Raw genomic sequence first — 20272 nt, 5'->3', positions numbered from 1 at the left:
TTAAACCTCCTCGATTTCGTAACGGTATGTTTCCATATTCACATTAGCTAACAGCTTGTCGCAAACTTCTTCGATCATTTCTTCTACAGGTTTTGCTGATTTCGCCACTTTAATTTCAAAATATTTTCCGATTCTGATATTTTCAATTTCATCATAGCCCAGTTTGTGAACAGCTCCCTTCACTGCTTCTCCTTGAGGGTCTAAGACTGAATCTTTGTACGTTACATAAACTTTCACGAAATACATGTTGAGCGCTCCTTTATTTTGTTTTATTTTTTTAAACGGTTTAATACTTCTTGATAAACAGGGACTAATTCCCCTAAATCACGTCGATAAACATCTTTATCTAAGTGAGCTTTACTTTCTTTGTCCCACAGACGGCACGTATCTGGCGAGATTTCATCGGCTAGAAGAATCTCCCCTTCTTTTGTGCGACCAAATTCCAATTTGTAATCCACCAACTGGATACCCACTTCATCGAACAATTTTGACAACACTTGATTAACTTTTAATGCCAGTTCTTTGATTTTGCCAATGTCTTCATCGGAAGCAATATCCAATACTTTGATATGGTCTTCATTGATAAACGGATCATTCAGCTGATCTTCTTTGTAATAAAATTCTACGATCGGAAATGCCAGCTCAGTGCCTTCTTCTACTGCCAATCGTTTTGAAAAGCTTCCGGCTGCAATATTACGGACAACCACTTCTAAGGGAACGATCTCCACACTCTTCACAGATTGTTCGGTTTCTGATAATTTTTCAATAAAGTGACTTTCAATGCCTGCTGCTTTCAACTTTTCAAAAATCAAACTTGTGATTTGATTGTTCAGGGCACCTTTACCTTCCACGATATCTTTTCTCAAACCATTGAGAGCCGTTGCCTGATCTAGATATTCTACCCAAAGAACGTCTTCATCATCTGTTTTGAAGAGCTTTTTAGCTTTTCCTTCATAGAGAAGTCCAGCTTTTTCCATTCATCAACACTCCTTTTTGTTTTTAAAACTAAATGTTATCAGAATCACTAACTTGCCATCATTGTAACAAAGCAAAAAATGTTGGTCAATGATATTCAGTACATTTAACACGAATGTAAAGTTAATGTTCGTGTTTTATTTAATTGAAAAAATACTCGGAAAATTTTCCGAGTATTATGACAAACCTACTCTTTCAAAGATTGTTTCTACTTGTGTCATGTGGTGGTGATAATCAAAAGCATCATCTAAATCTGATGCACTCAACACAGAAGTAATTTTCTCATCCGATTCTAGCAATGGGCGAAAATCCGTTTGATGGTCCCAAGCATAGGCAGTTTTTGGCTGCACTAAGTCATAAGCTTCTTCCCGCGTCATACCGGTGTCGATTAATTTCAACATGACTCGCTGACTATAAATCAAACCAAAGGTAGCCTGCATGTTGCGTTTCATGTTTTCTGGATATACGGTCAAATCCTTAACGATTTTACTGAAACGATGAATCATATAATCGACTAAAATCAAAGTATCAGGGATAATAATCCTCTCAGCTGAAGAATGTGAGATATCTCTTTCGTGCCACAGTGCCACGTTTTCATAAGCTGTCATCATATGTCCTCTGACAACTCTTGCCAAACCGCACATATTTTCAGAACCGATCGGATTTCTTTTATGTGGCATGGCTGATGAACCTTTCTGCCCTTTTGAAAAATATTCTTCAACTTCTCTTTGTTCGGATTTTTGCAAGCCTCTGATTTCAGTAGCAAATCGTTCGATACTGGTGGCAATCAATGACAGTGAAGCAATGTATTCTGCATGCAAATCTCTAGGCAGCACCTGAGTTGAAATTTCTTGTGCACGTATTCCTAGTTTTTGGCAAACATATTCTTCTACAAAAGGCGGAATATTTGCAAACGTCCCTACTGCTCCGGATATCTTCCCTGCTTCCACCCCCGCAGAGGCATGTTTGAATCTTTCAATGTTGCGCTTCATTTCAGAATACCAAGTAGCCAATTTCAAACCAAAGGTGGTCGGTTCTGCGTGTACACCATGAGTACGTCCCATCATAATGGTAAATTTATGTTCAATCGCCTTATTGCCGATAATAGACAGAAAGTTTTCCAGGCCTTCCAACAGTAATTTATTGGCTTGCTTTAATTGAAATCCGTAGGCAGTATCCACCACATCCGTGCTTGTCAGTCCGTAGTGAACCCATTTGCTTTCATCTCCCAAACTCTCGGAAACGGCACGGGTAAATGCCACCACATCATGCCGAGTGGTCTCTTCTATTTCTAAAATCCGTTCAATATCAAAAGTTGCTTTCTCACGGATTTTTTTTACGTCCTCTTTTGGTATTTCTCCAAGTTCAGCCCAAGCCTCGGCAGCTAAAATCTCTACTTCCAGCCAAGAATTATAACGGTTTTCTTCTGTCCAGATTGCACCCATTTCGGGGCGAGTATAACGTGGTATCATTTTATTCTCCCTTATCTATCCCATATTTTTGTTGCTTGGATTTCATTCAAAGTATCTGTTGTGTTATTGGTCAAAATTGTGATATGACCCATTTTTCTGCCAAATTTAGCTTCTTTTTTACCATAATAATGAAAATGCCAATCTGGTTTTTCTTCGATAATCTTGTAGGTTGCCGCCAAATGTTCTCCTAAAATATTCACCATTACTGCAGGAGACAATAATTTGGGAAAGCTGAGCGGATAGCCGCAAACACCGCGAATATGCAAATCAAATTGACTCATGGCACATGATTCAATGCTGTGATGACCGGAGTTATGAGGTCGAGGAGCCAGTTCATTGGCATAAATCTTTCCATCTTTAGTCAAAAACATCTCGACAGCCAATATGCCGGCTAAATTTAATGCCTTCGCAATTTTCAAGGCAATCCTCTGCGCTTTTTCAGCAATATCTGTCTGAATGTCAGCTGGAACGATGGTTTCATGTAAAATATTGTTCCGATGGATATTTTCTCCTACTGGAAGCGTAATATAGTCGTTTTGCCCATTGCCGCACACTAAAACTGAGATTTCTTTTTCAAAATCCAGCCAAGCCTCCAACACACAAGGACTTAAAGCTAGCATTTCTCGGCAATTTTCCAAATCATTTTTTCCATGAAGCACTTGCTGGCCTTTTCCGTCATATCCGCCAGTAGCTGTTTTCAGGACACAAGGAAAACCGATTTTTACAACAGCAGCAGCCAAATCCTCAAAGTGATTGACTTCGGCAAAAGGTGCAACCAGTACTTGCTCTTCATGTAAAAAGTTCTTTTCTCTTATCCTGTTTTGTGTAATAGACAGAAGTCTGGTGCCTTGGGGAAGCAAAACATCCTCTTTTACCTGTTCCAAAGCCGTGACATCAACATTTTCAAATTCATAGGTCAATACATCGCATTTGTCAGCTAATTGTTTTAAAGCTGCTTTATCATCATAATCAGCTTGGATGTGCCAGTCGGAAACTTGGGCAGCCGGACAATTTTCAGCAGGATCAAGCACACCGACCACATATCCCATCTCTTTAGCACTCATTGCCAGCATTCGCCCCAGCTGACCGCCCCCGACAATTCCGATAACTGATTCTGGAAAAATAATTTTAGTCAAGTTGTTCACTACTTTCCAGCACGGTATCGGCTAAGCTTTGTCTTCTATCTTTAATTTTATCACTTAATTTTTGATTTTCGATGCCCAATATCTGTGCAGCCAGCAAACCAGCATTAGTTGCCCCTGCTTTGCCAATGGCAGTGGTCGCAACTGGAACACCACCAGGCATTTGCACAATGGACAACAAGGAATCCAAACCGTTTAAAGCCCTTGACTGAACTGGAACACCAATGACCGGCAATACGGTCTTTGCCGCGATCATCCCTGGCAAGTGGGCGGCGCCACCAGCTCCGGCAATAATTATTTTTAATCCTTTTTCTTGTGCTGTTTCTGCATATTCAAACATTAAATCTGGTGTGCGATGTGCAGAGACAACTTTTTTTTCATAAGGAACGGCTAATTCATCAAGGATGTCACAAGCAAACTTCATCGTTTCCCAATCGGAAATACTCCCCATGATAACTCCAACTAACGGTTTCATAATCTTCTCCTTTCATACTTTCAGTTTTATTTTAACAACCTCTATTTCCAATGTCAAAACAATTACGAATATTTCATGTCATTATCATTTTATAATTCGTGTTATAGAGAAATATAAAGTTGAAACAAAGAAAAAATATTCCTGAGCACAGTAAAATAAAAAACAACCAGACATTCTCTGATTGTTAATCACTGATTATATGGCGGCATACATTTCACTAATTCTTTCTGCTGAATGTTTCCATTTTTTCTGTTCTTCTTTAGTTAATTTTAAATCAAAAGTCTTTTTGATCCCCGTAGCACCTATCAGTGCCGGCTGACCAATGTATAACTTTTCTGGCTCTGAATAAGCCGAAACAGGAAAAATTACATCTGCATCGGTCAATATGGCTTTGGTGATTTGAGCGGCTTGATTTGCTATACCATAACAAGTGTATATCTTGCCTAGAAAAATTCGCCAACCAGCAGCACTTGCCTCTTCCTCCAGATAATCCAGTCTTTCTACGGAAAGGCTGTCAGCAATTTGTTGTTCTGCAATCCTGATCGTAGACCATGCAATAAACTGTGTTTCACCATGTTCGCCCAAAACATAGCCTCCCACACTATTTGGGTGGACACCAAATGATTCTCCCACAGCCTGTTTCATCCGTGCAGTATCCAAGGAGGTACCTGTCCCAAAAATTTTATTTTTCGGAAGACCAGTCAACTCCTGTAAATAACGGACGATGACATCACAAGGATTGGTAATAGAGAGGATAATGCCGGAAAAACCTGAATCTTTGATTTTAGGTGCCCATTCCTCTACTACTTTTTTGGTAAAAGACAGCTCTTCAAATCTGTCAGCCCCTCCTGCCAGCAATTCGATTTTACCGGCAGAAAAAATCAGCACATCGCAACTTGCTAGTTGAGACAAATCATTGCCGGTAATTTTGACCGTAGATTCGTTGCCGATTTGTCCTTGTAATAAATCGTTGATTTCAGCTTCAACGATTTTTTCATTTTTATCAAATAGGACAAGTTCATCCACCACTTGTTTTTGAATCAAAGTATACGCCGTTGTACTGCCCACATGACCCACACCTATAATCCCGACTTTTTTCCCCATAGCATTCATCCTTTTCAACTTTTTTGTGATTTTCCTATAAGTATAGCATTTTTTTCACTAAAATAATCTATTTTAAATAGAAAACCATTGACTCAAATTATCTGAATCAATGGTAATTCTCGAAAATTTTTAATTTTAATATCACAGGTAAAGGGCAACCGCAATTGTTTCGGTGGTTGGTAAGTACCCTGTTTTAATCAAAAAACTCGTGACAACCGCTCCCTTACCCCTTCGGTTTGAAGACGCGGGCTGCGGCAACTGCTTGCTGCCATCCCGAATATAATTTTTCTCGGCGTTCATCAGCCATATGTGGTTCAAAAATTTTCCCGGCTTCATATGATTCTTTTATTTCATCAATATCTTTCCAGTATCCTACAGCTAAACCGGCAAGAAACGCTGCACCTAAAGCCGTTGTCTCCAAATTCACCGCTCTTTGAATCGGGGTGTTGATAATATCAGCTTGAAACTGAAGCAGATATTCATTATTTGCCGCACCGCCGTCTACTTTTAGAACAGGGATTTTGATGCCTGTATCAGCTTCCATTGTATCAATAATATCTCGAACTTGATAAGCAATAGCCTGAAGTGTCGCTTTTGCCACGTCATTACGGTCAGTTCCACGAGTGATGCCGAACATGGCACCCCGAACATCCTGATCCCAGTATGGCGCACCCAGACCTACAAAAGCTGGCACCACGTAGACCTCATCATCATTATCAGACTTCTGTGCCATTTCTTCAGATTCTGCCGAATTTTCCAGTAGTTGAAGACCGTCACGCAGCCATTGAATAGACGAGCCTGCAACAAAGATACTTCCTTCTAGAGCATAGTAAACCTTGCCGTTGATACCATAACCAATCGTCGTCAGCAAATTATTTTTTGATAATTGTGGTGTTTCACCAGTATTCATCACGATAAACGCACCAGTGCCATAAGTATTTTTTACCATTCCCGGTTCAAAAGCCATTTGGCCAAATAAAGCCGCCTGTTGATCCCCTGCCATACCGCAGATAGGCACTTCTCTGCCATAGAAATGAAAACTTTTCGTATAGCCATAAATTTCAGAGTTTGAACAAACTTTCGGCAGCATTGAACGTGGAATGTCCAACAGGTCTAAAATTTCCTGATCCCATTCCAATTTTTCGATATTGAATAACATCGTTCGGCTGGCATTGGAATAATCTGTAACATGCGCCCCGCCATCTGTTAACTTCCAGGTCAGCCACGTATCAATCGTGCCAAACATCAACTTACCCTTGTCTGCTTTTTCCTGCGTGCCTACCACATGATCTAAGATCCAGCGAATTTTTGTCGCAGAAAAATATGAATCAATAATCAATCCGGTTTTTTTATGAAAAAAATCTCCATATCCTTTTACTTTTAATTGATCTGCTATCGGGGCTGACTGTCTTGATTGCCAAACAATCGCATTATGGACTGGCTTGCCAGTCTCTCTATCCCAGACCACCGTTGTCTCACGCTGGTTGGTAATGCCGATGCCTACTACTTGCTCCGGCTTGATTTCAGACTCGATAAATGCTCCCGCAATAACTGACTGCACAGAATTCCAAATTTCATTAGGGTTGTGTTCTACCCATCCTTCTTGAGGAAAAATCTGCGTGAACTCCTTTTGGGAACTTCCTACCTGATTTCCCCGCTTATCATAGATGATTGCTCGTGAACTGGTTGTGCCTTGGTCAATTGCCATGATGTAAGTATTTTCTGTCATCAACATTCCCTCCATCTGTCATAACTTCTCTAGGTCATACCTTCATATTACCCTATTTTTAAAAACTCGTACATTCAAAAATCGTTTGAATTAAATTTTTTGACTCAAGTGATTTTTTATTAAAGACTTTAGCAAGATGCGCATAAATCATGTAAAAAAATCAAGTGTACTACACTGTGCATGGGCAACAGAATTTCAGCGATAAAAAGTTCATGGGATAAACTAAATTGTTGACTAGAAAAACGCTATAGGAAACTAAAAAGTATTTCTTTATTTCTAATGTTGATAAAATTTCAGCACTCACGAGTTGTACATTTAAGTATCATTTGCTATTTACGCCAAAAGTTTAAAGGAATGTCGTTTCCAAATGTAAAATAATCATTTTTTAGTATTTTACTGATTGACACTTTAGATTTTTTAAAATAACAGTTAGGTTAAAAAAGGATAGACAACTCGATTAATGGGATTGACAATTTTCTAGGATGAAGATGAAACAACCTGTTTTGTGAATAAAAAGGTTTCAAAAGTCCAAGTGGAATTTTTCCAGATAAATTTTGTTAATAATCTCTTTATATAGAATACTGAAAAAGTTCAAGCGGATTTGAAATACCATGTTTTCAGTCTGATGATTTTTAATTTGCACATCGTCAAGAATATGTTTATTATAATATTTTTTGTGCTATAGTTTTGTATAATAAAATCCCCACTTGAAAGTGCAACAAAGGAAAGCTGATAGCGTAAAATATTTTGTGTAAATAGAAATTTAGGGTAGTAAAAAAGAAAGTCCATTCTGTAAAATTAAAATTGCGACACAGAAATTTTATAGGAGGACTTTCACATGCCCAATTTTACTACAGAAATTATGGAAACACTAATCAATAAAGGTGATTTAGACGAATTATTTCGTAAACATTTGGAGTCTGCTGTCAATTCTTTGCTACAGGCTGAGTTAACGGCTTTCTTAGATTATGAAAAGTATGATCGTTCTGGCTTTAACTCTGGTAATTCCCGTAATGGGAATTATTCACGCTCATTCAAAACAGAATATGGAGAATTAAACTTAGTCGTTCCAAGAGATAGAAATGGCGAGTTTTCTCAACAGACATTACCAGCCTATAAAAGAACCAATGATTCTTTAGAGACAACCATTATTCAGCTATTCCAAAAAGGTATTACAATGTCTGAAATAGCTGATTTAATTGAAAAAATGTACGGCCATCACTACACACCGCAAACCATTTCTAATATGAGTAAAATCATTTCTGAAGATGTCTCCGCGTTCAAAGATAGGAAACTAGACTCACGTTACTCCGTCATTTTTATGGATGCGACCCACATTCCCTTAAAGCGACAAACGGTTTCTAAAGAGGCAGTTTACATTGTGATTGGCATCAGATTAGACGGGACCAAAGAAGTGTTAGGATTTACGATTGCCCCAACAGAGTCTGCTTTTGTTTGGAAAGAGATCCTTCAAGATTTAAAAGCCCGTGGGTTAGAAGAGGTTTTATTAGTGGTGACCGATGGTCTAAGTGGTATCAGCGATAGTATTCACAGTGTTTATCCCAAGGCACAATTTCAACAATGTTGTGTTCATGTTGCGAGAAATATTGCCCATAAAGTACGGGTAAGCGATAGAAAAGAAATATGTGATGATTTTAAACAAGTTTATCAAGCTGATTCAAAAGAAGAAGCGATCAATCAAACACATTTGATGAGTGAAAAATGGAAGAAGCAGTATCCAAGAGTGGTCAAACTACTCCTGAATCCTGCTATACTAACATTTTTCAATTTTCCTCCCTCCATCAGACGAACCATCTATTCGACTAATCTGATTGAAGGCTTTAATAAACAACTGAAAAAATATACAAAGAGAAAAGAACAATTTCCTAATGAAGAATCTTTAGAAAGATTCTTGGTTTCTCAATTTAATAATTATAATCAAACATTTTTAGGTCGTGTCCACAAAGGTTTCAAAGAAATTCAAGATACTTTGGAATCAATGTTCTAAATTAATCATTCGGGATGGACTTTCCATTTACACATAATTCTTGACGCTACCGGAAAGCTTTCAAGTGGGGACTTATATCATTTATTTAAAATCGTTATTTTTACTATTGACTAACCGTTAATTTCACATTTTTAAGCACTGGCTCTTTTTTTACATCATCTTCTTTTTTATTGAACCAGCCTTTACCATCTATTAAACGATTTAGCACCATGGCAATGCCAACATCTCCTGTGGCATTGATAGCAGTCGCTGGGGCGTCTGTGATAGTACCAATCAAGACCATAATTGGGATGGAAACCTCTGGGAATCCAAAAGCTGAAACAATGAATATTTCTCCAGTATAACCACCTGCCGGAATAGCTCCCATAACACATGATGCTAGTACTGATATCACAACTGCTGTTATTAAATTTCCGGGTTGTAGCAAATCAATATCGAATATTTCTGCCATGAATACAATTTTTAAAATTTGTATAAGAACAGCTCCATCTTTATGCAGATTCGCCCCCATCGGAATCGTCAAATCATTGATTTCATCTGATAAACCAATCTTTTTTCCAGCAATTAAGTTAGCAGGAATTGCCGCTGCACTGGAACAAGTCCCAAGTGAAGTTAAAGCCGGTGGAATGATATTACGCCAAAAAGCTTTAACTCCTTCTTTTCCGGCACCAATCAATGCAAAAATTGTATTTGATGCAAAGAAATATACGACTGCAGCAAACATATAAATAATCAAGGCCCGTGAAAGCGGTCCAGCAATCTGACTTCCTTGTTCACCTATTAACGTTGCAAAAAATGCTCCTAAACCAAATGGAGCCAGTTTCATAACATAGCCAACGATTTTTATGATAACACCTGACAATGCATCAAAAAAATCAACTACAGGTTTGGCCTTTTCTCCTATCGCTGATGTTGCAATACCAAACATCATCGTGAAGACTATTAAGGCCATCAGATTTTGTCTGCTCCATAACAAATTAAAATCATCCACAGTCAACATAGCCAAGAAATTGGTATTGGCAGAGCCTTTATCAATTGTCTCAGTAAATGACATCTGCACTCCCTTGGATGGATCGAAAACAAGAGTGACAATCAACATATAAATAGCCGCAATAACACCTGTTAAAATAAATAGAAACAACATCAATCCTAAAATTTTTCCTAACTTCTTAGTACTTTTCATATTAGCAATAGCAGAAACTAGTGAGGTGAAAATCATTGGTACAATACATACATACAACAGATTAAGAAACAATTCTGCAATCGGCGAAAAAACTTCAGCTTTTGGCCCCATGATTGCTCCAATAATTCCTCCTACGCCCATTCCTGCCAATAATATCAGGGATGATTTATAATTTTTTAAAATTTTCATGAATCTTCTCCTATTTTTTTCAATTCCTCGATTATGTGCTGAATACCCTGTTCTACATATCTAGGCTCGGTTGCCATGTTTAGTCTTACAAAACCTTTACATTCATCACTAAACCATTCACCAAAATCAATAGCTAAACGGCATTTATCCTGAATAAAACTTTTAACTTCATCCGGTTCGATATAGGCACGTAAATCAAGCCATGCCAGATAAGTACCTTCTAGCTCTGTTATTACAATGTTAGGCGCTTTTTCTGAAAGCTCTTTCTTTACGTAATTAAAATTATGTTCGATTACGCTTAATAGGCCGCTTAACCATTCTTCACCATGAGTATAAGCTGCCTCGGTGGCGATTTGTCCCATGATACTTGTCTCAACCTGATTATATTTTTTAATTTCTGAACGGTAATGTTCCCGCACTTTTTCGTTTGGAATAATGACATGAGAATTTAATAGACAAGCCAGATTAAAGGTTTTCGAAGGTGCTGTACATACGATAAGATTGTCATGATATTTTCCTTGATCAACATTTAAACTTGAAATAAATTTTCGTCCTCCAAGAATAATATCCTGGTGAATTTCATCAGATATCACAAGAACATCATGTTTTTGACAAATTGCAAGAACCTCACTCAATTCTTCTTCACTCCATACTCTTCCTGCAGGATTATGAGGAGAACAAAGGATAAACATTTTAACATTTTCATCTTTGATCTTCTTTTCAAAATCTTCAAGATCCATAGAGTAATAGCCATCAGCATTAATCAATTCAGAACGAACCAATTTTCTGTTATTATCAATTACCACATTGTGGAAAGGATAATAAACAGGCGACTGAATGATAATACTATCCCCTTCATTTGTAAAAATGTTGACTAGCCAATATAAAGCACTGACAACCCCCGGTGAAAAGAAAATCCATTCTTCTTTTAATGAGATATTATGATGTTTTTTCTGCCAGTCAAAAAAAGCTTTAAAATAGCTTTTTGGTGTATAGGAATAGCCAAACACCCCGTGGTCAACTCTTTCATTCAACGCTTTCTGTACTGCTTCAGGTACTTTAAATTCCATATCAGCCACCCACATTGCAATCAAATCCGGGTCACCAAACCTAACATCTAATGCATCCCATTTTAAAGAATCAGTATTTTTACGATCTACAGCATAATTTTTTAAAAACTTATTCATTTCCATACTCAACTATCCTTTCTTAAATAAAATCGCCAACTTAGTTAAGGTCCTAAACTATATGTCCAATATAATTCTTTTTGTATACGCTGTCAAGTGTTTTTTTGAAAATGTTTAAGGAACTTAAGTATATTTTATAAAATTTTATGAGAATTATGCTATAGTATTATTAAAATCAATATCTAGGAGGTATACAATGACATCAATTCAGAATAAGAATCGCGAAGAACTCCAGCAAAATGAATCAATTGATGAGCAATTCAAATTGTTAAATCGGCGGCATAATAATATTTATCAATTTGTAATGCTTTATTATAACTACATCATTTCCAAGCATGATTATGGCACGGGCGAAAGTTTGTCAATGATTGAATCCCATACGATTACTTTTATTGAAGAACATCCAGCAACCACAGTAAGTGAGCTAGCTGATTATTTAAACCGAACAAATGCCGCAATTTCTCAAACTGTTTCAAAACTTGAGAGGAAAGAGTATATTAGAAAAGAGCAATCCACTGAAAATGGCAAATCCTATTGGCTGTTTGTAACAGAAAAAGGGCTCCGATTGAGTAAAGCGCACAAGAAATATGATATCAGCGACATTACCAAAACGATGAGTCAACTAGAAGAAAATTGCACTAAAGAAGAAATTGATGCTTTTTTTAAAGTCATCAAAGAATACATTGTGTTAGTCAAGAACGATTTCCGTTAAACTCACATTAGGAAAAAGATTATAGAACTTTTTGCCATTTTCAAGAGGAAATAAAATGGGCCTGACTATATTGAATCAATAATATGTTTTATGCTTATCGTACTGCTGGGTTAAGCACTCTGTAATTAGATTTTAATTAGTATTTTTTTTATTACTCGTTATTGATTTTGTTTTTTTTAGAAATCGAAAATTGCACCAAAATAAAATTTTAAATATTTCGTTTTTTTTACAACAAGTTAAAAATATTTTCCTAACTAAAAACAGCTTCACTCTAAATCTTTCGCTGACTTTTGTTTGTGTACTATTCATTTTTTTGTTTGTTTTGAGATGTTTTGACAAAACTTACATAACAAAGCTATAATTTTCAAATATGTCTATTATCTCAATTTTTTTCCAAGTTCTTACAAACCTTTTCAGTCTCACTCTACCTCAAAAACTCAACATCTGTTATAATAATTGTAAACAATTGAAAGGAGAAATATTATGGCAATTGCAAAATTAGTATATGCAAGTCAAGGCGGCAACACTGAAGAAGTAGCTGAAATCGTTGAAAGAGCTTTAGAAGAAAATGGACTAGAGGTCGAAAAAGAAGAAGTAGATGATGTAGATATCGACTTTTTCGATGAGGGCGACCTTTTCATCGTGGCAACTTTCACATATAGTGATGGTGTTCCTGATGAATTTGAAGATTTCTTTGATGATTTGAAAGAACAAGACTTCAGCAATAAAATTTTTGGTGTCGTAGGTTCTGGAGACACCTCATACGATCATTTTGGTCAAGCGATTGATGAATTTGAAGAAGTCTTTTTAGAAATCGGCGGAATCAAAGGGGCTGACTCTGTTAAGGTAGAGCTTGCACCAGAAGATGACGACGTAGAAGCATTGGAAAAATTTGCCAAAGAAATGGCTGCAAAAGTTCAATAACATAAAAAAATAAGCTGAACTCCCAAACTATCGGGTGGTTCAGCTTATTTATTTTTCGTTTTTCTTGTTGAATTACGCGTTGAGTGACGCTACAATCGCATCTGCCAGTGCTTCGATCTCCGGCACGTTGTCTACTTTAACTGAAGATGAAATTTTTACAGGTTCACCTACAATTTCGAAATGTTTTGGATCCTCGAAGTAAGCTTCCATCGTTTTCAGAGCTGCCCCGCCCCAAGTCGCATTGGTCATGAAAGAAATCTTGCGGTTTTGCAAATTGAGTCGCAAAGCTTCTCTGATAACTGTGTCCATCTTATACATCAAATCTCCATTATAGTTAGGTGATGCCAAAACAATATGGGAGTAGCTCCACATCTCCGACATCAATAATGAAGGGTCAGTGTTGGAGATATCGTACAGACGCAGATTTTTCACGCCTTTTTCAGCAAGCATTGTCGCCAAATTCCCAACGGCATTTTCAGTATTGCCGTACATAGAACCAAAAAGGATTAGTACGCTTTCTTGTTCGGGCTCATAGCTAGCCCATTGGCGATAACGATCAATCATATATGAAATATGTTCCTTGTCACGGAAAATGGGACCATGGAGAGGAAGAATCATATTGATCGGCAAGCCATTCAGCTTTTTCAAAACTTTTAGTACGTTAGCCCCAAATTTACCGATGATATTGACGAAATAACGGCGGCTTTCTTCTTTAATCCGGCCATCAAAATCCAATTCATCAGAAAATAGATTTCCGTCAAGAGGTGAAAAAGAACCAAAGCCATCAGCTGAAAATAGAAATCCGTCACTGCTATCATAACTGAACATCACTTCCGGCCAGTGCACATTTGGCGCCATGATAAATTTCAGTGTCCGTTTTCCTAATTCTAAGGTGTCTCCTCCTTTTACTGGATGATAATTATCTTTCACATGCACATCGTAAAATTGTTCCAAGAACTTGAAGGTGGTTTTATTACCGACTAACTTAACGTCAGGGAAGCGGCGCAAAACGGCTTCGATATTCGCACAATGATCCGGCTCCATGTGATGGATGATCAGATAGTCAAGATCTCTGCCGCCTAAAGCATGAAGGATATTTTCCATGTAAATATCGCTGATTGAAGAGTCCACAGTATCAAGCAGAGCAGTCTTTTCATCTAAGAGAACATAGGAATTATAGGACATCCCATGGGCTAGCGGGAAAAGGTTTTCAAATAACTGTACTTGTCGATCGGTCGCTCCTACCCAAATGATGTCATCAGTAATTTTTCTTGTATTATGCATAAGTTCCTCCTATTAAATCATTATTACATTGCCTATTATACTCCATACTAGTGAACAATTCCACAAGAAGAAATATCATACATGGCTAATATCAGAAGTCAAAATCTTTGTGTTTTACGAACAAGTCAGTTCTAAACCAGCATGGAAAATTAAAAACTTCCCAAACTATAAAAAATTTGAGAAGTTCAATTGGTCGAAAGATAGCAACAAAACGTTATGGTCCGCAACCGTGTAGAAACAAACCAACGTGGTAATACACCTTGAAAACAACCTTTTCGATATTTTTAATGTGATTTCTAAATGTAGTATAAAACTATTTGTGCTTATCCGGCAATTATAATTTTTATTCGAAGAAATGTTCTATCTTTTTATTAGGTAAAACCCACAAAAGAATCATTAAAAAATTCACAAGGCAAACCATTATTGGATTAATCAGAATGCCAAGGAGCAATGCCAGTATATTTAGAAAAATTGAAAATACTGTCTTTCGTAAATCTACCTTGATGATTGGTTCGTCATTACTTCTGGCCAGTGTTAACAAAATCAACAAAAATCCACAATCTGCCAGGCAGATGACCAAACCATAAAGTAACTGAGGTAATAAACTAAACAGATGTCCGCTGATCCAAGCTGTTGAAAATGGAAACAATGTCAAACTGAACAGGAAAAAAATATTCGCCCAGAGAACTTTGCTGTTGATTTTTTGTGCTACTTGGAAAAGATGATGATGATTTAACCAGTAGACTGCCACCAGACTAAAGCTCAAAAGATAGACCAAAACACTATGTTCAATCCCTAGTAATTCTTTTAGTGTATCCCCTTTGGGCGGCGTCAAATTTAACACTAAAATCGTAATAACGATGGCTATGACCCCATCAGAAAAAGCTTCCAATCTTCCTGTTGACATTGAAACATTCCTCCAAAATTAATATAGTTCTTTCTAATTTTTTTCAGGAGATTATTTGAAATTACAATCAAAAAAATCTTCCCACTAGTACCTGTTTTCAGTATAGACAAATTTTCTTGATTTGACTATAAAAAATAATTTTAGTAGTTTACAATTTCTTTTCCATGGTTAAACTTTGCAGAGAAACAATAATAGTTTTTTTCAGTAATCACTGCCAATCACTGATAACAGGATACCCTCTCCTCTTTATTTTTCTAGTATCATTCACATTAACATCTCTTCATCAAGAATAAATAACATTTTACTCTCCCTTTTCGTACAAAAATAGGTTAAAATCAGAGACACGGAGGTAGAAATGAAGAAAAAAATTAAAAAAACAGCTGGTTATTCTATATTTATTTTAGTTTTCGCCTGTATCGGTTTCATTTTAGGTATCACTATAGGAGAAGGTGCCACAAGTGTCCCAGAACTATTGTTTTACTCTTTTTCAGCAGTTTTGTTTTATGTTCTGCATATCATTATCCACGAGGCAGGGCATGCTGTTTTTGGCTCTTTGACAGGTTATAAGATATTAAGTTATCGCATTTTTTCTTTTATGTGGCTGTGGCAAGAGGATGGAAAAATCGTTTTTCGTCGTTTCAAAGTTCCGGGCACACTAGGTCAATGCTTAATGACACCACCAGAATTTCAAAAGAATAAATTTCCCTATCGACTATATGTGATGGGAGGTGTTTTAGCAAATGCCATCTGTAGTTTGGTTGTCGGATTGCTCTTTATCCCAAACTCTAATTTTGCGATTATTTTTGCTCTAGTTGGATTCCTTATCATTATCACCAACGGCATTCCAGCAGGATTCAACGACGGGATGACTTATAAAATCGCTTCTTCCAGTCCTGAACAGCAATATTTATTTTTTCTCCAAATGGACGTGAATTCCCGGTTAACAAAAGGACAAACATATCGAGAACTACCGGAAGAATACTTAAAAGCAGTTCCGGCTGTTCCAGAAAACACTTATTTCAATGATTCCCAAAAGTTTTTGCAAATCGGATGGGCCTTTGACAAACAAGACTGGGGTGACTTCAGAAATAGAGTAGAAGATTTGTGGAAAGAAAGAGAAAATATCATCATTGTTTATCAAACGGAATTAAAAAAAGAATTGCTGTTTATTTTGTGTCTGCAAGACCCTCAAGATTCGAGAATCTCCGACTTATGGCAAGATAAACTTGTAAGAGCAAGTCTAAAACAACCATTGATGGGTAATCGGCGGATTGAGGCAGCTTATTATTATTTTATTTTAGAGAATGAGGAGAAAGCTGAGGTGCTTTTGAAGGAAGGGATTGCTTTAAAAGAAAAAGCACCAAATCCAGGAGACGCCAAGATGGAATTGCGTGCAATAAAATATCTTCAATATATCATTGAACAGGAACGGGGAAAAGAAAATTAAAATCAAAAGGCTGAACCATAAGTAGTTTTTAAGCATAAAAAGATAATTTTTATAATTTAAAAACCCCGTGAAATCAATGTTTTAGAAAAATGATTTCATGGGGTTCTCTCCATTTTGAGACTTATAGGTCAGTCCCTTTTTAACTTATTTACACGCAAAATCCGATACAAAAACTTGCCGAATTTTCTAAAAAATATATTGTTAACTGATTTCTTTTTTTGAATAGTAAAAAAAAGCACTCATATAACTTAAAGCTAAAAATAAAATAACGATAAAACTACCAAAACCAAAAAAAGTAAGACTCTTCAAAGTTAATAATATTTCAATCATACGATTAAAATTTAAAAAAGAGGGATTAAAAAAATAACTAAACAATATGATGCCTACAATCCCAACTGTCACAAAGACACCTTTATCACCTAGAATAATATAAGACAAATAGTTTATTGCCAGTGACAGTAAAGAAATAAGAAAACAAGTGATTCCCAAATAAATCCCTTGAGTCATGGTGATAGAATGAAAGATATAAATATGAATGAAAATACCTATAAATAATATCAGGGTATTGAACAAACAAAATAAAACACCTAAACAATATTTTGCAAAAATAATTTCCCTTTTTGTTACGGGCATTGTCAATTGGATTTTGTCATAATTACTCAAACTATCTCTCTCAGAAGAAATTTGCAGCAAACTGGGGGAGATAATAAACGGAATATAGATGAACGCAGGCAAGATAAGTCCATAAAAATTTTGCATCAACAGCATTGATAAAATACAGACTGAAACATTTAACATCAGGCTCATACGATTTTTCCGGATAAATATATTTTGGTACACATCTTTTGTCATCACACCGATCATAATAACTGCTCCCCTTTCACCATAAAAAGCATGATATCTTCCAAAGTAGCATTCTCTACAACTAAATCTTTGATACTCTTTCTGAGATCATGTTTATTATGGACTAAAACATTATAAGCATATTCTCCTTCACGATATGCAACGATATCATTTTCATGCAGTGACTCAAACACATGTCTGCCGCACTTAACAATGCCGTAATTTTCTCTAATATCATCATAGCTCATAATAAACTTCATTTCTCCTTCGTGGATAAAACCGATATAATCAGCTATTTTATCTAAATCACTTGTGATATGACTTGACATCAAAATTGTATTTTCTTCATTTTCACTATACTCTTGAAGGATTTCCAAGATATCATTTCGAAAGATTGGATCCAGTCCACTTGTCGCTTCATCCAAAATAAGTAATTTTGTACTATGGCTAAACGCGACTGCAAATTCCAGTTTCATTTTCATTCCTCTGGAAAATTTTTTCAACTTTTTGTTTTTTGGAAGTTTAAATTCAGCCAGTAATTTCATATATTTTTCAGAGTCCCAACTTTTATAAATATTACTCATTATCTTTCCTATGATTGTCGGTGAAAATTCCAAGTCGAAATGGGTTTGATCAAAAATCACTGAAATATTTTCTTTGATTTCCTTTTGAAAACGGCTGATTTCTTTTCCGAAAAAATCTAAGCTATCATAACTCGCATTCGTTAATCCTAACATTGAATGAATCAACGTCGACTTACCAGCACCGTTTTCCCCGATCAAACCAAAAACGCTCCCTCTAGGAATAGTTAAATCTATTCCCTTTAATGAAAAATCTTTATAAGATTTTTTCAAGTTTTTTATGTCAACTGCGTTGCTCATTCCATTTCCTCCAAATACAATAGTTTTAATGTTTCAGTAAGTTCATCCATTGAAATACCGTTCTCTTTTGCAAGAGCTGTAGCATTTTCCAACAATCCCTCGATTCTTCTACGGTTTTCTTCTATGATAAAATCCTTATTCGTATCTGCTACAAAGGTACCTTTTGCCGGAACAGTTTCAATAAAACCATCATTCAAGAGTACCTCATAAGCTTTCTGGGTGGTGATGACACTAATATGTAAACTTTTCGCTAATTTCCTCATTGAAGGCAGCGGGTCACCAGCTTTTAGTTTTCCAGTCATGATCATCTCTTTAATTTGAGAGCAGATTTGTTCATAAATTGGTTTATCAATCGTGCTGCTGATAATTATTTCCAATTTAGCTATCCTCCTATTTCAACTTCAGTCTGTACTCATTCAACAAGTACAGTATATACAGATAAAATAAATCTGTCAAGAAGAACTTAAATTAAAATTAGGGTAAGAACAAAAAAGAAGTGCCGCTAGTACGGGCACTTCTTTTTGATCTTTTAATTGCTTTCCAGCCAGCTCAATGCTGCACCAGCATAAGCTGCCGCACCATAGGGTAAACACTCTTCATCCAATATTAACTTTGGATGGTGAACACTATGAATCGCACCTTTGCGCAAATCGCTGGCTGCCAACATCATCAATGCAGTCGGGATTTCATGAGAGACGTGGGCAAAATCTTCTGAACCCATGACGGGGATTTCTTGTTTGATTGGCGGAATATATCTTCCCTTTAAATAATTAGGCAGAGACTTTTGAAGATGTTTTGATAGGTCATCGTCTGTTTTAAAATATGGAGCCCCTGCAGGGAATTCCACATTTGCAGTACAGCGAAAAGCCTTTGCAATATTTTCCGAAATCTCAACAATTCTTTCCTTAATCAATTTTCTATGAGCTTCATCATAAGTACGAATCGTTCCGCCCATTGAAACTGAGTCCGGAATGACATTAGATGTTTCTCCGCCACTTATTTCCCCTACCGTTAAAGATACGATGGCATTAGGAGGCAAATCTCTGGACTGAATGGTATTCAGTCCATTGTGGATGGCACTCATAGGAATCAAAGGATCCGAAGTCAAATATGGGGTTGAGCCGTGTCCGCCTTTGCCTTGAAGAGTAATTTTGAACCAATCGACTGAAGCCATGGTCGGACCGCCTTCTGACACAATCACCGTCCCGGAAACAAAGGGAACAGCGGGCATCACATGAATCATCACTGCTGCATCAGGTGCGGGATTTTCCAAAACTCCATGAGCAATCATGTCGCGTGCACCTTTCATGATTTCTTCTCCCGGTTGAAACATTAATTTGACAAGTCCCGGAATTTCTTTTTCATGTTTTTTTAGAATTTTCGCCGCTGCCAACAGCATCGTTGTGTGCATATCATGGCCGCACGCGTGCATTCTGCCATCGATTTTAGATTTATATGATAAATCATTATCTTCCAGTATCGGCAAAGCATCCATATCGGCCCGAAGCATGAAAACTTTTCCTTTTCCTGTCCCCACTGTTGTTGTCAACCCAGCTTGTCCCACATGTTGAATCTTAGCATAGCCCATCTCTTTCAACTTACTTTCGACGAACTCTCGTGTATTAAGCAAATCAAGACCGAGCTCAGGATTTTCGTGAAGATGTCTTCTGTTATGAATCATTTCATCTTTCATCGCCAAAGCTTCATTCAAAATATCTTTTTCCAGCAACACCATCTAAATAACCTCCAGTAATTATTATGATTGAGAAATTAAAAATAACCCGTTCGTATACTGTTTATTTTAAAACTA

Annotated in this window: 19 protein-coding genes; 4 read left to right on the top strand and 15 right to left on the bottom strand. The window is 36.7% G+C overall.

The features are described 5' to 3' along the window. The 7 genes from purS to glpK all read right to left on the bottom strand — a co-directional run bounded on the left by purS (nt 1) and on the right by glpK (nt 6897). A complete protein-coding gene (purS, locus tag AC4PHI_RS05850) occupies nt 1-246 on the bottom strand; it encodes a phosphoribosylformylglycinamidine synthase subunit PurS (protein ID WP_492201372.1) in 246 nt (81 codons plus the stop codon). A 23-nt stretch (nt 247-269) separates the two neighbouring features. Beyond that, complete coding sequence (purC, locus tag AC4PHI_RS05845; protein ID WP_492201371.1) at nt 270-977, bottom strand: phosphoribosylaminoimidazolesuccinocarboxamide synthase; 708 nt, start codon at nt 975-977, stop codon at nt 270-272. A gap of 174 nt (nt 978-1151) precedes the next feature. Next, the gene (gene purB, locus AC4PHI_RS05840; protein WP_492201370.1) at nt 1152-2447 is read right to left on the bottom strand and encodes an adenylosuccinate lyase; all 1296 of its coding nucleotides are present in this window, start codon (nt 2445-2447) and stop codon (nt 1152-1154) included. 11 nt (nt 2448-2458) lie between these two features. After that, nucleotides 2459-3592, bottom strand: a complete 1134-nt coding sequence (gene purK / locus AC4PHI_RS05835; protein ID WP_492201369.1) for a 5-(carboxyamino)imidazole ribonucleotide synthase — start codon at nt 3590-3592, stop codon at nt 2459-2461. Next, nucleotides 3576-4064: a 5-(carboxyamino)imidazole ribonucleotide mutase gene (gene purE, locus AC4PHI_RS05830; RefSeq protein WP_492201368.1), complete on the bottom strand. Its 489-nt coding sequence runs from the start codon at nt 4062-4064 to the stop codon at nt 3576-3578. Before purE ends, purK begins: the two co-directional genes overlap by 17 nt. A 195-nt stretch (nt 4065-4259) precedes the next feature. Then, nucleotides 4260-5168, bottom strand: a complete 909-nt coding sequence (locus AC4PHI_RS05825; RefSeq protein WP_492201367.1) for an L-lactate dehydrogenase — start codon at nt 5166-5168, stop codon at nt 4260-4262. Between the two features lie 223 nt (nt 5169-5391). Next, the gene (gene glpK, locus AC4PHI_RS05820) at nt 5392-6897 is read right to left on the bottom strand and encodes a glycerol kinase GlpK (protein WP_492201366.1); all 1506 of its coding nucleotides are present in this window, start codon (nt 6895-6897) and stop codon (nt 5392-5394) included. An 838-nt stretch (nt 6898-7735) separates the two neighbouring features. On the opposite strand from glpK, the gene AC4PHI_RS05815 reads away from it, so the two are divergent. Continuing rightward, entirely contained in the window at nt 7736-8905 is a 1170-nt protein-coding gene (locus AC4PHI_RS05815; RefSeq protein ID WP_492200862.1) for an IS256 family transposase, read from the top strand. 103 nt (nt 8906-9008) lie between these two features. Here the strand turns inward: AC4PHI_RS05815 and AC4PHI_RS05810 are convergent, their stop codons facing one another. Then, nucleotides 9009-10277: a dicarboxylate/amino acid:cation symporter gene (locus AC4PHI_RS05810; protein ID WP_492201365.1), complete on the bottom strand. Its 1269-nt coding sequence runs from the start codon at nt 10275-10277 to the stop codon at nt 9009-9011. Then, nucleotides 10274-11470: a MalY/PatB family protein gene (locus tag AC4PHI_RS05805; RefSeq protein ID WP_492201364.1), complete on the bottom strand. Its 1197-nt coding sequence runs from the start codon at nt 11468-11470 to the stop codon at nt 10274-10276. The genes AC4PHI_RS05810 and AC4PHI_RS05805 overlap by 4 nt, the downstream gene beginning before the upstream one ends. A gap of 190 nt (nt 11471-11660) precedes the next feature. Between AC4PHI_RS05805 and AC4PHI_RS05800 the strand changes: the two genes are divergently transcribed. Further along, nucleotides 11661-12176: a MarR family winged helix-turn-helix transcriptional regulator gene (locus tag AC4PHI_RS05800; RefSeq protein ID WP_492201363.1), complete on the top strand. Its 516-nt coding sequence runs from the start codon at nt 11661-11663 to the stop codon at nt 12174-12176. 483 nt (nt 12177-12659) lie between these two features. Beyond that, complete coding sequence (locus AC4PHI_RS05795) at nt 12660-13100, top strand: flavodoxin (RefSeq protein ID WP_492201362.1); 441 nt, start codon at nt 12660-12662, stop codon at nt 13098-13100. Between the two features lie 72 nt (nt 13101-13172). Here the strand turns inward: AC4PHI_RS05795 and AC4PHI_RS05790 are convergent, their stop codons facing one another. Together AC4PHI_RS05790 and AC4PHI_RS05785 are read right to left on the bottom strand one after the other, a co-directional pair. Next, nucleotides 13173-14384 (bottom strand): FprA family A-type flavoprotein, encoded by a 1212-nt coding sequence (locus AC4PHI_RS05790; protein ID WP_492201361.1) that lies wholly within the window; start codon nt 14382-14384, stop codon nt 13173-13175. Between the two features lie 343 nt (nt 14385-14727). Next, nucleotides 14728-15291, bottom strand: a complete 564-nt coding sequence (locus AC4PHI_RS05785) for a TMEM175 family protein (RefSeq protein ID WP_492201360.1) — start codon at nt 15289-15291, stop codon at nt 14728-14730. Nucleotides 15292-15646: 355 nt separating this feature from the next. On the opposite strand from AC4PHI_RS05785, the gene AC4PHI_RS05780 reads away from it, so the two are divergent. Continuing rightward, on the top strand, nt 15647-16738 hold the full coding sequence (locus tag AC4PHI_RS05780; protein WP_492201359.1) for a hypothetical protein: 1092 nt from the start codon (nt 15647-15649) through the stop codon (nt 16736-16738). A 201-nt stretch (nt 16739-16939) separates the two neighbouring features. Here the strand turns inward: AC4PHI_RS05780 and AC4PHI_RS05775 are convergent, their stop codons facing one another. The 4 genes from AC4PHI_RS05775 to AC4PHI_RS05760 form a co-directional block, all read right to left on the bottom strand. Continuing rightward, complete coding sequence (locus AC4PHI_RS05775) at nt 16940-17602, bottom strand: ABC-2 transporter permease (protein WP_492201358.1); 663 nt, start codon at nt 17600-17602, stop codon at nt 16940-16942. Continuing rightward, nucleotides 17599-18462 carry an ABC transporter ATP-binding protein gene (locus AC4PHI_RS05770; RefSeq protein WP_492201357.1) on the bottom strand — a complete coding sequence of 288 codons (864 nt, stop codon included), beginning with the start codon at nt 18460-18462 and terminating at the stop codon, nt 17599-17601. Before AC4PHI_RS05770 ends, AC4PHI_RS05775 begins: the two co-directional genes overlap by 4 nt. After that, nucleotides 18459-18839, bottom strand: coding sequence for a GntR family transcriptional regulator (locus AC4PHI_RS05765; protein WP_492201356.1), 381 nt, complete (start codon nt 18837-18839; stop codon nt 18459-18461). The genes AC4PHI_RS05770 and AC4PHI_RS05765 overlap by 4 nt, the downstream gene beginning before the upstream one ends. 152 nt (nt 18840-18991) lie before the next feature. Continuing rightward, on the bottom strand, nt 18992-20197 hold the full coding sequence (locus tag AC4PHI_RS05760) for a M20 metallopeptidase family protein (protein WP_492201355.1): 1206 nt from the start codon (nt 20195-20197) through the stop codon (nt 18992-18994). Between the last annotated feature and the right edge of the window lie 75 nt (nt 20198-20272).

It is taken from the genome of Vagococcus sp. QWL-13 (genome assembly GCF_058683555.1).
Note: the sequence above shows the minus strand (reverse complement) of the source record. Positions and strands in the feature narration are given on the sequence as shown.